This is a genomic window from Streptomyces sp. NPDC005898 (assembly GCF_040629635.1).
In the GTDB taxonomy this organism is placed as follows: Bacteria; Actinomycetota; Actinomycetes; order Streptomycetales; family Streptomycetaceae; genus Streptomyces.
On the sequence record NZ_JBEXWC010000028.1, the window covers coordinates 21,853 to 35,353 of the forward strand.

At 71.4% G+C, this 13,501-nt stretch carries 10 protein-coding genes; 6 read left to right on the forward strand and 4 right to left on the reverse strand.

The genetic code is table 11. From position 1 onward, the window contains the following. Positions 1 to 253 precede the first annotated feature (253 nt). The 3 genes from ABZ385_RS28645 to ABZ385_RS28655 are packed head-to-tail and all read left to right on the forward strand — an operon-like array spanning position 254 to position 3,959. Positions 254 to 1,933 (forward strand): extracellular solute-binding protein, encoded by a 1,680-nt coding sequence (locus tag ABZ385_RS28645; RefSeq protein WP_358913745.1) that lies wholly within the window; start codon positions 254 to 256, stop codon positions 1,931 to 1,933. Next, a complete protein-coding gene (locus tag ABZ385_RS28650) occupies positions 1,933 to 3,036 on the forward strand; it encodes an ABC transporter permease subunit (RefSeq protein WP_358913746.1) in 1,104 nt (367 codons plus the stop codon). The genes ABZ385_RS28645 and ABZ385_RS28650 overlap by 1 nt, the downstream gene beginning before the upstream one ends. Continuing rightward, a complete protein-coding gene (locus ABZ385_RS28655; protein WP_358581572.1) occupies positions 3,033 to 3,959 on the forward strand; it encodes a carbohydrate ABC transporter permease in 927 nt (308 codons plus the stop codon). The genes ABZ385_RS28650 and ABZ385_RS28655 overlap by 4 nt, the downstream gene beginning before the upstream one ends. A 42-nt stretch (positions 3,960 to 4,001) precedes the next feature. Here the strand turns inward: ABZ385_RS28655 and ABZ385_RS28660 are convergent, their stop codons facing one another. The 3 genes from ABZ385_RS28660 to ABZ385_RS28670 all read right to left on the reverse strand — a co-directional run bounded on the left by ABZ385_RS28660 (position 4,002) and on the right by ABZ385_RS28670 (position 8,745). Further along, a complete protein-coding gene (locus ABZ385_RS28660; protein ID WP_358913747.1) occupies positions 4,002 to 4,988 on the reverse strand; it encodes an acetylxylan esterase in 987 nt (328 codons plus the stop codon). A 91-nt stretch (positions 4,989 to 5,079) separates the two neighbouring features. Further along, positions 5,080 to 6,594 (reverse strand): glycoside hydrolase family 43 protein, encoded by a 1,515-nt coding sequence (locus tag ABZ385_RS28665; protein WP_358913748.1) that lies wholly within the window; start codon positions 6,592 to 6,594, stop codon positions 5,080 to 5,082. Between the two features lie 165 nt (positions 6,595 to 6,759). Continuing rightward, complete coding sequence (locus ABZ385_RS28670; RefSeq protein WP_358913749.1) at positions 6,760 to 8,745, reverse strand: beta-galactosidase; 1,986 nt, start codon at positions 8,743 to 8,745, stop codon at positions 6,760 to 6,762. Positions 8,746 to 9,107: 362 nt separating this feature from the next. Here ABZ385_RS28670 and ABZ385_RS28675 point away from each other — a divergent pair, with 362 nt between their 5' ends. The 3 genes from ABZ385_RS28675 to ABZ385_RS28685 are packed head-to-tail and all read left to right on the forward strand — an operon-like array spanning position 9,108 to position 11,175. Further along, positions 9,108 to 9,941, forward strand: a complete 834-nt coding sequence (locus ABZ385_RS28675) for an AraC family transcriptional regulator (protein WP_358913750.1) — start codon at positions 9,108 to 9,110, stop codon at positions 9,939 to 9,941. A 53-nt stretch (positions 9,942 to 9,994) separates the two neighbouring features. Further along, the gene (locus ABZ385_RS28680) at positions 9,995 to 10,864 is read left to right on the forward strand and encodes a phytanoyl-CoA dioxygenase family protein (RefSeq protein WP_358913751.1); all 870 of its coding nucleotides are present in this window, start codon (positions 9,995 to 9,997) and stop codon (positions 10,862 to 10,864) included. After that, positions 10,861 to 11,175 (forward strand): hypothetical protein, encoded by a 315-nt coding sequence (locus tag ABZ385_RS28685; protein ID WP_358913752.1) that lies wholly within the window; start codon positions 10,861 to 10,863, stop codon positions 11,173 to 11,175. Before ABZ385_RS28680 ends, ABZ385_RS28685 begins: the two co-directional genes overlap by 4 nt. Positions 11,176 to 11,246: 71 nt before the next feature. Here ABZ385_RS28685 and yicI read toward each other — a convergent pair whose 3' ends face one another. Beyond that, positions 11,247 to 13,475, reverse strand: a complete 2,229-nt coding sequence (gene yicI / locus ABZ385_RS28690; RefSeq protein ID WP_358913753.1) for an alpha-xylosidase — start codon at positions 13,473 to 13,475, stop codon at positions 11,247 to 11,249. Positions 13,476 to 13,501: the final 26 nt, after the last annotated feature.

The window sequence follows — 13,501 nt, forward strand, 5'->3', positions numbered from 1 at the left end:
GGGTCCCCTTGAGCTGGAGCAGGCAACGGATGCGAAGCGCTTCGATGCTCCGTACAGACCGAGGTGACTGTCAAGGGACAACCGCCAATGCGTCGCCGGCAGCCCATAGATGAGGGCCCCCGTCCCGTTGTGGAAAGTTCGGAGCGACTCTTGTGCGCCTATGGGTGTTCACTTAATCTCGCAGCAACATTGAAGCGCTTCGATTCGCCGCTCTGCCGACGGGTGCCCCGGTATGCCACGAAGGGTTGACGCCATGACGCCGAATTCCTCCTCCCCCGGGACCAGCACCGGACCCAGCCGGAGAAGCTTCCTCGCCTCCACGGCGATCGCCACCGCCGCGGTCGCCGGAGGAATGCCGCTGCTCGCCGCGTGCGGCGGCGGATCAAAGGACGCGAAGAAGCGCGAGGGCGCCACCTCGGGCAAGGAGGCCGCCAAGCTGCTCCCCGCCCACGTCCCCAGCACGGTCGCCCGGCCGGACATCCCGGCGAAGAACGGCTCGGCGGCCGGGTACACCGACAAGGTCGACCTCGCGGCCCTCGTCGTCTCCGTCCCCCACAAGCTCGGCACCGGCGCCCCCTTCAAGATCATGTCCCCGCTGTGGGGCACACCGCCGAAGCCCGACTGCGCCTACTACAAGGCGGTCGACGCGGCGGCGGGCACCAAGGTCACCTGGCAGAACCAGGACGGCATGACCTACGCCGACAAAGTGGGCGCCGTCCTCGCCTCCAGCTCCCTGCCCGACGTGATGGTCCTGGCCGACTACCACATGGGCGGCAAGATCCGGCAGGCCATCGCCTCGAAGTTCCTGGACCTCGGCCCCTACCTGGCGGGCGACAAGGTCAAGAAGTACCCGAACCTGGCCGCGATCCCGAGCGACGCCTGGCGCATGAGCATCTTCGGCGGTGCGCTGCGCGGCATCCCGATGCCGCTGGCCCCCGCGAACCGCATCGTTCCGTACTACCGCAAGGACATCTTCGACAAGAAGGGCTGGACCGCCCCCACGTCGGCCGACGAGTTCCTCAGCTGGGCGAAAGAGGCCACCAGCAGCAGGGCCAAGGTGTGGGCCTGCGGGGACATGAGCTGGATCTCGGCGAGCATCTTCGGCGTCTGCCCCGGGTGGAACATCGACGACGACGGCAAGGTGCGGTTCCAGATCGAGCGGCCCGAGTACCTGGAGTCCCTGGAGTGGACCCGCAAGCTGTTCGCCGCCGGCGTGGTCCACCCCGACGACAAGGCGCGCTCCGGCGACCCCATCCAGCGCTTCACCGCCGGACAGATCCTGGCCTTCAACAGCGACACCTCCCACTGGTACACGCTGTCCGCCGAACAGGGCGCCGGAAAGTCCGACTTCAGGATCGAGGGCATGGACATCTTCGGCGCCGACGGCGGCAACCCGAGGCTGTGGGCGTCCTCGCCCGCCAGCATCTGGTCGATGATCCGCAAGGACGCCCCCAAGGAGGTCGTGGAGAACGCCCTGGCCGCCGCGAACTTCGCCGCCGCGCCGTACGGCACCAAGGAGCGGATGCTCGTCGACTACGGCGTCGAAGGCACCCACTACACGGTCAAGGACGGCACCCCCGTCAAGACCGCCCGCGGCAACAGCGAGTTGATCAACGCCTGGCCGATGCTCGGCGCCCCGGCCCCCTACATCGCCCACCCGGACCTCCCCGAGATCGCCCGCAAGCAGGTCGAGTGGCAGCAGCGGATGGGCGCCTTCATGAAAAAGACGTCGACGTACGGCATGAACATCATCGAGCCCAGCCGGTACGCCAACATCGCCTCCCAGCACGAGCAGTTGCAGCTCGACTTCGTGCGCGGCAACAAGAGCCTGGCCGACGTGCAGTCCGCGATCTCCACCTGGCGGTCCTCCGGCGGCGACAAGCTGCGCGACTGGTACAAGGAGCTCTTCGACAAGAACGGCAGCGGCAACTGATGGCGCTCACCGCCAGAAGCAGGCCGGGCCGGGCCCCCGCTCCCGCGGCCGCCGGAGAGCCGCCCTCCGGCGCCCCCGCGGACGCGACACCGCACGAAGGGGCCGCGCGCGCCCCGCGCGCCCCGGGCGCGGACGGCAAGGGCGGCAAGGGCGGCAAGCGGAAGAGCGTGCCGGGCAAGGTGCCCTGGCGGCTGCGCCTGCGCCGCGACCGCACGCTCATCCTCATGACCATGCCCGTCATCCTCCTGCTCCTGGTCTTCCACTACGTCCCGCTGCTGGGCAACGTCACCGCCTTCCAGGACTACGACCCGTACGTCGGCAGCAACGGCCTCGCGGCGATCTTCGAGAGCCCCTGGGTCGGCGTCGAGCAGTTCACGCGGATGGTCGAGGACCCTCTCTTCTGGGACGCCACCCAGACCACGCTCCTGCTGTTCGGGCTCCAACTGGTGCTGTTCTTCCCGGTCCCCATCGCCCTCGCGCTGCTCATCAACTCCGTGATCCGCCCCCGCGTGCGAGCCGTCGCGCAGGCGATCATGTACCTCCCGCACTTCTTCTCCTGGGTGCTGGTCATCACCGTCTTCCAGCAGGTCTTCGGCGGCGCGGGCATCGTCGCCCAGACCCTCCAGGCCCACGGCTGGGACGGCTTCGACCTGATGACCGACGCGGACCTCTTCAAGTACCTGGTCACCGCACAGGCCGTCTGGAAGGACGCGGGCTGGGGCATCATCGTCTTCCTCGCCGCGCTGTCCGCCGTCAGCACCGACCTCTACGAGGCCGCCGCCATGGATGGCGCGGGCCGATGGCGGCGCATGTGGCACGTGACACTGCCCGCGCTGCGCCCGGTGATCGCCCTGCTGCTGGTCCTGCGGGTCGGCGACGCACTGAGCGTCGGCTTCGAGCAGTACCTCCTCCAGCGGGACGCGGTCGGTGCCGGAGCCAGCGAAGTCCTGGACACGTATGTGTGGAACGTCGGCATACAGAACGGCGACTTCAGCTACGCGGCGGCGGTCGGCCTGGCCAAGGGTCTCATCGGAGTCGCCCTCGTCCTGGGCGCGAACAAGTTCGCCCACCTGCTGGGCGAGCAGGGGGTGTACAAGAAGTGAGCCTCAACACGCAACTGATCCGCAGTCTCAAGGCACCGCCCCGGCCCGTGTGGGAGGAGCCCCCGAGCAAGGTGGGACTCACCGCCAAGAGCGGTTTCCTCGTGCTCTGCTGCCTGGGCGTGCTGGCCCCCCTGTGGATCGTGATCGTCACCAGTCTCTCGCCCAAGCGGGTCATCGACGAGGTCGGCGGGCTGGTGGTGATCCCCCGGGGCATCACCTTCGTCAACTACACCGAACTGCTCAGCGGCGGACAGGTCAGTCGAGCCATCACGGTCTCGGTGGGCGTCACCCTCTTCGGCACCCTGTTCTCGATGACGGTGTCGGTTCTGGCGGCCTACGGCCTGTCCCGGCCCGGGAGCCTGGGCCACCGCTCCTTCCTGATGATCATCATGGCCACGATGTTCTTCGGGGCCGGCCTCATCCCCACGTACCTGCTGGTGCAGACGCTCGGCCTCACCGACAACTACCTGTCGCTGGTCCTGCCGAGCGCGGTCAGCGTCTTCAACATCCTCGTCCTGCGCGCCTTCTTCATGGGCATCTCCCCCGAACTGGGCGAGTCCGCCCGCATCGACGGGGCAGGAGACCTGCGCATCCTGCTGACCATCGTCCTGCCGCTGTCGCGAGCGGTGGTGGCCGTCATTTCGCTGTTCTACGCGGTCGGCTACTGGAGCGCCTGGTTCAACGCCTCCCTCTACCTCAACGACCACGAGATGCTGCCGCTCCAGAACATCCTGATCCAACTGGTCCAGAAGAACACGGAGATGCCCACGGGCCTCCAGCAAGCCGTGCGCACCGGCCAGCTGTCCGCCCTCGGCCTCCAGATGGCGGTCATGGTCCTGGCCCTGATCCCCGTCGCGGTCGCCTCCCCGTTCGTCCAGCGCCACTTCAAGAAGGGCATGCTGACCGGCGCGATCAAGGGCTGAGGTCCCTCGGCCGCTCGGTCAGTGCGGGCGGACCGTGCACTGCTACTGCTGCGGGGAGAGCCCCTGCTCGTGCAGCCACCGCACTTGGCGCGCGGTGTTGCGGCCGTACCCGCCGCCGTGGTCGCCGTAGGGCCAGACGGACATGGTGCGGTCCTGCCCGGCGTAGTGGTTGAACGCGGCGTACACCGTGGCGGGCGGGCAGATCGGGTCCATGAGCGCGACGCTGAACAGGGCCGGAGCAGTCGCCCGGGTGGCGAAGTGGACGCCGTCGAAGTGGTCGAGCGTCGCGAACGTCTCCTCGACGAGGTGCGGGCTGTGCCGGCGCAGGTACTCGACGATCTCCAGGTACGGACCGCCCTCGCTGGTGCGCGTCGCCTCCCGGTAGTGGCACAGGAACGGCACGTCCACCAGCGCCGCCGCCACCTTCTCCGACGCCAGCGCGGCCACCGCGAGGGTCAGGCCGCCGCCCTGGCTGCCACCGGCCGCGACGATGCGGCTGCTGTCCAGGCCCGGCAGTTCGGCGACGGCGTCGACGGCGCGCACGCAGTCCGTCATGAGACGCCGGTAGTAGTGGTGGTGGGGGGAGTCGATGCCCCGGGTCATCACACCCCCGACCCACTGGGGAGCGTCGCCCTCCCCGCGGTCGGGGGTGTCGTGCCCCTGCCCCCGGCTGTCCACGACGAGCTGGGCGTAACCGGCCGCCGACCACAGCAGATGATCGGTGGGCAGCCCGCGCCCCCCGGAGTACCCGGCGTAGCTGACGACCACCGGCAGCGGCCCCTCTGCGGCGCCGCGCGGGCGCAGCAGCCAGGCGGCCACCGGCTCGCCGTTCCAGCCGGGGAAGCGCACGTCGTCCACCTCGACGGTGTGCAGCAGGTGCTGTCCGGTGACGCGTTCGGTGCGCACGGCCCCGCCGTGGGAGCGGGCCTCGGCGAGGGTCTTGTGCCAGAAGGCGTCGAAGTCGGGGGGCAGGGACAGCTCCGGACGGTGGTCGCGGAGTGCGTCGGAAGCGAAGACGGTCTCAGACATGGCGATCCTTGGGGGGCCGGGAAGATGAGGGATGAGAGGGAAGGGCACGGGCCGTTCCGGCGGCCCGGCGGAGGCGGGCGGCCGGGACGGTTCAGTCGTCGAGGGGTTCGTAGTCGAACCAGTCGAAGTGGACGGTGCCGTCGGCGGCGTACATGCCGATGACCCGCCCGGTGAAACCGCCCGCGACCTCGGTCGACAGGTGACGCCCGTCGAGGACGGCCAGCTCGGTGACCGTGCCGTCGGCCTCCTCGACGCCCAGCGACAGGACGTCGGGCCCGGTGCACGGACCGTGCGGGAGCGGCGGGTCGACGGCGGAGACGGTGAGGGTCACGGGGCCCCGCGGCGCGGGCCGCGTGGCCACCACCGTACGCAGCGAGCCGATGCGCGCCACCACGCGGATCTCTTCGGCGGACGCCTCGATCGCGTAATGGTGCTGTTCGTCCAGGCGTACGCCGAGGCCGCCGCGTCCCTGACCGGGGTCCATGAGGGCACGGGCCCGGAACGCCGCGTGCTGCTGCCGGCGCCCGGTGAACATCACGTCCGGCGCGTCGAGAGACGTACCGCGCACACGCAGGGTCAGCCAGCCGGGGCGCTCCTCGGTGGAGCAGTGCGCGTCGGACCGCTCCCGTACGGAGATCCAGCCCGGCCGCAGCGCGGCGTCGTCGAAGTCGTCCCGGAGGGCCTCGACCGGCCCGGGGCGCAGCGGCCACGGCACTTCCGGCAGCTCCAGGTCGACCTCCCCGACGACCGGCCAGCCGTCCACCCAGGTCACCGGCGTCAGAAAGGTCTCCCGCCCGAGCACGTGCCAGCCCGGCGTGCCGCCGCCCGGCCGGACCCCGAGCAGCACCATCCACCACGAGCCGTCCGGGCCCTGGACCAGGTCGGCGTGCCCGGTGTTCTGGACGGGCCGGTCGGTGCCCCGGTGGGTGAGGACCGGATTGTCCGGGCAGGGCTCGAAGGGCCCGGTGGGCGACGTGCCCCGGGCGATCGACACGCCGTGGCCGCGCTCGGTGCCGCCCTCGGCGATGAGGAGGTACCAGTACGCGCCGATCCGGTACAGGTGCGGCGCTTCCGGTGCCTTGGCGCCCGGCCCGCCCGCCCAGACCCGGTGCGGATCGCCGTACGTCTTCCCGGTGGCCGGGTCGATGCGGACCTGCCACCCCCCGGCGACCGTGCACCAGCAGGTGCCGTCCTCCTCCCAGGCCAGGTCGGGGTCGATGCCGGGCACGTCGGGCGCCCGGATCGGGTCCGACCAGGGGCCGGCGGGGTCGGTGGCCGTGACGATGAGATTGCCGCCGTCCTTGCTGCAATTCGTGACCATCAGCCAAAACCGCCCGCCGTGGTGGCGCAGGGTGGGGGCGTAGATGCCGCCGGACGACGCCGCGGTGGCGAGCGGAAGCTGCCCGGGACGGTCGAGGACGTTGCCGATCTGCGTCCAGTGGACCAGGTCGCGGCTGTGGAAGAGCGGTATCCCGGGGAAGTACTCGAAGCTGGAACACGCCAGGTAGTAGTCCTCACCGACCCGGCAGACGCTGGGATCGGGGTGGAAGCCGGGCAGCACCGGGTTGGCGGGCCGTGCGTCGGTCCGGTCCGGAAGGGGCGACACGAGGGTCCTTTCGTCAGGCGTGCGGCGGGGTTCGCGGGAAGGCGCGGGACGGGGGCGGGCCCGGGGCCTGTTCGCGCGGGGTGCGAGGTGCGGGGTGCGGGTGCCGGGCGCTTGCGTGAGCCGGGATGGGGCCTGCCCGTGCGGCCGTTGCGCCCGGCGCCCCGCTCAGTGCCCGCGCAGCACCACGCAGCCGCCCGGCGGCAGTTCGTGCGCCACGGCGTCGGTGAGCAGGTCGTGGCCGGGGTCGGGCAGCGGTACGGCCTCGTCCGTGTGGTTCAGCACAAACGTCCAGCGGCGCCCGTCGGCCGCACGCCGTACCACGCCCTCCACCCCCGCCGGAAGCCCCGGAACCTCCGGTTCCACCCCGGCCTCCGCGAGCAGCCGTGCCATCAGCGCCGCGTACGCCGTATCGTCCAGCCGGGTCGAGAGGTACCACCCCTGACCGTCGCCGGACCGGTGCCGGGTGAGGGCGGGCCCCTCCGCGAGCATCCCGTGGGTGTACGTCACGACCGCCTGCGCCCCCTCGGTGTGCACGCGCTCGCTCCAGTCCGTACCGTGTGAGCCATCCGACAGCGTGACCAACTCCTCCTGTGCCAAGGGCCGGTACTCCTCCCCCCGCACCCCCAGTGCCTCGCGCAGCGGCTTGGGCGGCCAGCCGCCCGGCCGGGCCTGCAGCCGCTCGTCCACCAGCCCGGTCGCGTGCTGGACGAGAAGGGTGCCGCCCCCCGCCACGTACCGGCGCAGGTTCTGTGCCCCTCTGTCCGTCAGCAGGAACAAGGCCGGCGCCACGACGAGCGAGTAGCCCCCCAACTCCTGCTCCGGATGGGCGAAGTCGACGCCCACCCCCGCCTCCCACAGCGTGCGGTGCGCCCTGAGGAGCGCCCCGTGGTAGTCGAGCCGCGCGGAGGGCAACCCGTCCACGCCCAGCGCCCACCAGGCGTCCGGGTCGTCCAGTACGGCCACTGAGGCGCTGACCGTCGACCCGGCCAGCTCGCCCAACCGCCCCACCGCAGCGCCCAGTTGCGTCACCTCGCGGAAGATCCTGCTCTCGGGGCCCGCATGCGGGACCATCGCCGAGTGCCAGGTCTCCGCACCCGCTCGGGACTGCCGCCACTGGAAGAACAACGCGCCCTCCGAACCCCGGGCGATGTGCCCGAGGCTGTGGCGCAGCATCTCGCCGGGCTCCTTGCCCAGGACGCGGTCGCCGGCGTACACGGTGTTGGTGCCCTGCTCCATCAAGAGCCACGGCCGCCCGCCCGCGAGCGAGCGCGTGCGGTCCGCGTGCACGGCCACGTCGGCGGCGGCGCCCAGGCCGGGGGAGGTCGGGTACTGGTCGGAGCTGACGACGTCGAGTTCGCGGGCGATGGCCCACAGGTCCACGTGCTGGTACGCGGGGAGCATCAGGTTGGTCGTCACCGGGCGGTCGCTGTGCGCCCGGATCGCGTCGCGCTGCTCGCAGCAGGAGGCGATCACCTCGTCGGACCAGTAGCGGCGGAAGTCCACCGCCTGGCCCGGGTTCTTGTGCCACTGCGTGGCGCGCGGCGGCAGCACCTGCTCCCAGGAGCTGTAGCGCTGGCTCCAGAACGCCGTTCCCCAGGCCTCGTTGAGGGCGTCCAGTGAGCCGTGCCTCGCCCGCAGCCACACCCGGAAACCGGCGGCGGTGTGGTCGCAGTGGCACAGCGTGGCGTACTCGTTGTGGACGTGCCACATAGCGAGCGCGGGGTGGTCCCCGTACCGCTCGGCCAGGGCGGCGGCGATCCGGCGGGCCGCGCGGCGGTAGGCCGGCGCGGCCAGGCAGTAGGTGTCGCGGCTGCCGTGGACCAGACGGGTGCCCTCGGGGGTGACGGGCAGCGCGTCGGGGTGGGCGAGGGTGAACCACGGCGGGGGAGAGGCGGTCGGGGTGGCGAGGTCGAGGGCCACGCCGTTGGCGTGCAGGCGCTCGATGTGGGCGTCGAGCCACCCGAACTCGTAACGCCCCTCTTCCGGTTCGAGCAGGGCCCAGGAGAAGACGCCCACGGTGGCCAGATTGACCCTGGCCCGTCGCATGAGCTCGTCGTCCTCTTTCCACACGGCCTCGTCCCACTGCTCGGGGTTGTAGTCCCCGCCGAAGGCCAGGCCGCCCAGGCGGTCGGTGATGCTGCGAGTGGTCATGGGGGTTCCTCGGGTCGGGGGAGGAGCCTGCGGGGGGTGACTTCCGGCAGGGGCAAGGGGAACGTCACGGGGGAGGGGGCGGCTCAGAGGAGAAGTCGAAGCGCTTCAACCGCGCATGCAAGGTAACGGAACGGCCTCGCGCAAAACAAGAGTTACTGCCGCATGGACGTCACCGTGACCACCCATCAGGCGAAGTCGCCCCACCCATCAGGCGAAGTCGCCCGGCCCGGCGGGCGAGGCATCCGGCCCGCAGCCTCCAGGGAAGCGCTTCGGGATCATCGTCCTCTCCGGCAACCGCGGTGGACCCCGCCCGGCGCAGTACGCTCACCCGCACCCCACCCCACCCCCGCTCCCGAGGTGCCATGAGCGACCACCCGTGCGCGCAGACGACCCTTGTCCGCCTTGACGCCCCGCCCGAGCCCGCGGCCATCGGCATCGGCGTCCACGGTCCGGCCGGGCACGTGGACGAGTTCCAGCTGCCCGACATGTGGCAGTTCCATCTCTACGGCTACGAAGCCGACCTGACCGTGGACGACGTCGAGCACCGCCTGCGCCCCGGCACCGTCAGCCTGGTGCCGCCCGGCACTGTCGTGCGCTTTCGCTACCGGGGCCGCTCCGAACACCTCTACGTCCACCTGCGCCTCGGCACGACGGGCACGGCCCGCGAGGTGCCGACCGTTCAGCACGCCGGGGCGCAGGTCCCCGTACTCGACCGGCAACTGCGCCAGGCGCTGGCCGCCTGGCCGCACACCCCCGGCCGGGCCGCCGCCGAGGTGTGGGCGGCCCTGTGGGGCACGGCCGAACTGACTCCGCCCCAGGACGGGAAACCGCAGGTCCCGCACCCCGCCGTGGCCACGGCGGTGGCCCTGATCGAGGCACGGCTCGCCGAACCCCTCTCCGTGCCCGACATCGCCAAGGCGGCCGGCGTCTCCCACAACCACCTCACCCGCCTCTTCGGCACCGCCCTGGGCGACACCGTCGTCGGCTACATCCGCACCCGCCGGATGGAGCGCGCCCAGCACCTCCTGCGGGCCAGCACCCTGTCCATCTCGCGGGTGGCGGCCGCCGTCGGCATCCCCGACCTCCAGGCGTTCAACAAGGCCTGCCGCCGCGAACTCGGCGCCTGCCCCCGCACCGTCCGGGCCTCCGGGATCGGCGTCCCCACGGAGCAGCGCACGGTGAGAATCGACCACTAGACGGTGAACACGGCCCACCCGCCCAGCGGTCGACCGCTCCTAGCGTGAACGCCATGACGACACAGACCGAGCACCGCACCCCCACCGACGGGTCGGCCGACCGGGGCGGCACGCTCCTGACCTCCGTGCAGATGGCGCGCTTCGTGGCGAGCGGATCACTGCGCCTGGACGCGGTGGTCCCGGCCGAGATGAACGCGGAGGCGCTGAGCGTGCTGGAGGCGGGTCTCCCGTCGGTCGCCTACGGAACCCCGCTCCCTCAGGCGTACGCACCAGGCTCCTTCCCCCGCCGTCTGCTCGAACTCCCGCGGGTGGCAGGCGCGTTGCGCAGCCTCGTCGGCGTCGAGCCGACGGTGGACCACCACGCCGTGCACATCCGCGAGCCGCACAACGGTGAGGCCCAGCCCCTGCACGCGGACGCCATCATCGACGTACGCCCGGACGCCTTCGACGTCCAGCTGATGTACTACCCGCAGCAGGTGACGCTGGACATGGGCGGCACCCTCAGCGTGCCCGGCAGCCATCTGCGCCGCACCAACGAGTCCGACACCGGCCGCTACCAGAACCTCCGCGGCCAGGACCGGCTCGTCTGCCCGGCCGGGACGGTGGTGTTCCTGCACCACGGACTCTGGCACGGGGGCCGGCGCAACGACAGCGACATCCGGCGCTACATGTACAAGATCCGCTTCAACCCGACGCAGCGCCAGCGCCTCCTGTGGGACCACTCCGACCTGCACGACCCGCGGGTGCGCGCCGAACTCGACGCGCACTTCCCCTGGTACGAGCAGGCCACCGGCCGCCTGGAGCGCTACCACCGCGTCCTGCTGTGGCGCGAGCTGACCGCGGACCCCACGTTCGACCTCGACCACTGGGTCACCAGGGTCACCAACCGCCCCGCCGACCGCCCCGAGGTGCCCTCCGCATGACCAGCACCACACCCCAGCACACCACCGACGCCCCGCTGCCGCGCCAGCGCCTGCTGGTCCTCTACCTCTCCACCTCCGCGCTGGACGCCCCGGTCATCGGCTGGTCCCGCTACGACGGCACCGGGCAGACCTCCCCGACGTCCGGCGACAGCGACGAAGCACCGTACGAGACGGGCGTGGCGGCCCTGCGCGACGGCTGGCGCCTGATCCAGGCCTCGCCGCTCATCCCGCCGGGGCGGGGCAGCGAGTACGACGTGTCCTTCCTCAAGCACGAGTTCGTCTTCGAGCAGCTCGTGGACGTGCGCGGCTGACGGCCGCGCGCCCGGGACCGATTCCGCGGCGCACCCCCGCACGTCCCACGCCCGCCCCGCCGGAGCGGTCCTCACAGCTCCGTGACCCGGGGCAGCGGTCCCCCCTCCGGAGTCGATACCGTCACCGCCCCGTTCCCGGCGTCCCGCCTCACCCGGTACGTCGCCGCCGTGCGCCCCTCGCGGTCCGGCAGGACGACAGTCGTCTCCCCCGTCCCGGGCGCCACCAGCAGAGTGAGGCCGTCCGCCCAGTCGCCGTCCGGGCGCTGGTCGTCGGCACCGAACGCGATCACCGCGCCCGGCCGGACGTACAGCGGCAGGCTGTCGAAGCCGTGCCGCTCCCGCCGCCAGCACGGCCCCTGCACCTGCTCACCGGTGAGCAGATGGGTCCAGGTGCCTTCCGGGAGGTAGAACTCGACGTCGCCGTCCTCGGTGAACACAGGGGCCACCAGCAGGTCCGGCCCCAGCATGTACTGCCGGTCGAGCGCCCGGCACGTGGGGTCCCCGGGGAACTCCAGCAGCATGGGCCGCATCAGGGGCACACCCTCGCGGTGCGCCTCGGTGGCGGCACCGTACAAATACGGCATCAGACGGTGCTTGAGCAGGGTGAACCTCCGCGTCACCTCGACCGCCTCCTCCCCGAACTCCCACGGCACGCGGTACGAATCCGAACCGTGCAGCCGGCTGTGCGAGGACAGCAGGCCGAAGGCCAGCCAGCGCTTGAAGACGGCCGGATCGGGCGTGCCCTCGAAGCCGCCGATGTCGTGCGACCAGAAGCCGAAGCCGGACAGCGACAGGGACAGCCCGCCGCGCAGCGACTCCGCCATGGCTCCGAACGACGCCCAGCAGTCTCCGCCCCAGTGCACGGGGAACTGCTGGCCGCCCGCCGTGGCCGACCGGGCGAAGAGCACCGCCTCGCCGGCCCCGCGCTCCTTCTCCAGCAGCTCGAAGACGACCTGGTTGTAGAGGTGCGTGTAGTAGTTGTGCATGCGCTCCGGCTCGGAGCCGTCGTGCCAGCGGACATCGGTGGGGACGCGTTCGCCGAAGTCCGTCTTGAAGCAGTCGACACCCTGGTCGAGGAGGACCTTCAGTTTCCCCTGGAACCAGGCGCAGGCCCGCGGGTCGGTGAAGTCGACCAGGGCCATGCCGGCCTGCCACAGGTCCCACTGCCAGATGTCGCCGTTCGTCCGCCGCACCAGGTGTCCGAGCCGCGCGGCCTCCTCGAACAGGGCGGACTTCTGGGCGATGTACGGGTTGATCCACACGGAGACCCGCAGGCCCCGCTCCTTGAGCCGGGCCAGCATGCCCCCCGGGTCCGGGAAGACGTCCGGGTCCCAGGTGAAGTCCGACCACTGGTACTCGCGCATCCAGAAGCAGTCGAAGTGGAAGACGGACAGCGGAATCTCCCGCTCCGCCATCCCGTCCACGAAGGAGGCCACCGTCGCCTCGTCGTACTCGGTGGTGAACGACGTCGTCAGCCACAGCCCGAACGACCAGGCGGGCGGCAGCGCGGGCCGTCCGGTGAGCGCGGTGTAACGGCGCAGCACGTCCTTGGGGGTGGGCCCCGCGACGACGTAGTACGTCAGGGACTGGTCCTCGACGCTGAACTGCATCTGCCCGACCGACTCGGACCCCACCTCGTAGCCCACCCGCCCCGGATGGTCGACGAACACCCCGAACGCGCCGTCGGAGGTCAGGTGGAGACTGAACGGGACGTTCTTGTAGGCCTGTTCGCTGCTGGTGCCGCCATCGGCCTGCCACATGTCCACGACCTGGCCGTTCCTGACGAACGGGGTGAAGCGCTCGCCGAGCCCGTAGACCTGCTCGCCGACGCCGAGGGCGAGCTGCGCGGCCATGTGGTGGGAGCCGTCGCCGGTGGTGAGGAACGCCGTGCCCTTGCGGCCCGCCCGGGTCACCTCGCGCCCGTCCGCGTCGTGGAAGGACAGCGACCACGGGGCGGCGGCGTCCAGCCGGACGGACAGGGCGCCGCTCTCCAGCGCGACAACGTTGCCTTCCGTCCGCACCCGTCCCGCGGAAGCCTGTGCGCCGGGCAGCGCGAAGTCGGGGCCGGGGTTCCGCTTGCCCGTGTGATGCGTCAGGCGTACGCCGATGACTCCCTCGGCGGGGGAGAAGCAGTCGGTGGTCAGCAGGGGGGTGTTGAGGGTGTCGCCGCGGTGCCGTACGCGCTTGACGGCGGCGTACGCGGTGAACCGGTCGGTGCTCGTACGGATGTCGCGGACCTCGGTGGCGTACGAGGCCTGAACCCCGTCGCGCATCAACCAGAAGCCGTCGGTGAACTTCATGTTCTTCCCAGGGAAGCAGGGGCGGG

What these genes read in the sequence shown, in the direction of transcription:
- ABZ385_RS28680 (WP_358913751.1), top strand. Translation starts at nt 9,995, where the DNA reads ATGACGACACAGACCGAGCACCGCACCCCCACCGACGGGTCGGCCGAC.
- ABZ385_RS28660 (WP_358913747.1), bottom strand. Translation starts at nt 4,988, where the DNA reads ATGTCTGAGACCGTCTTCGCTTCCGACGCACTCCGCGACCACCGTCCG.
- ABZ385_RS28675 (WP_358913750.1), top strand. Translation starts at nt 9,108, where the DNA reads ATGAGCGACCACCCGTGCGCGCAGACGACCCTTGTCCGCCTTGACGCC.
- ABZ385_RS28670 (WP_358913749.1), bottom strand. Translation starts at nt 8,745, where the DNA reads ATGACCACTCGCAGCATCACCGACCGCCTGGGCGGCCTGGCCTTCGGC.
- ABZ385_RS28650 (WP_358913746.1), top strand. Translation starts at nt 1,933, where the DNA reads ATGGCGCTCACCGCCAGAAGCAGGCCGGGCCGGGCCCCCGCTCCCGCG.
- ABZ385_RS28685 (WP_358913752.1), top strand. Translation starts at nt 10,861, where the DNA reads ATGACCAGCACCACACCCCAGCACACCACCGACGCCCCGCTGCCGCGC.
- ABZ385_RS28645 (WP_358913745.1), top strand. Translation starts at nt 254, where the DNA reads ATGACGCCGAATTCCTCCTCCCCCGGGACCAGCACCGGACCCAGCCGG.
- yicI (WP_358913753.1), bottom strand. Translation starts at nt 13,475, where the DNA reads ATGAAGTTCACCGACGGCTTCTGGTTGATGCGCGACGGGGTTCAGGCC.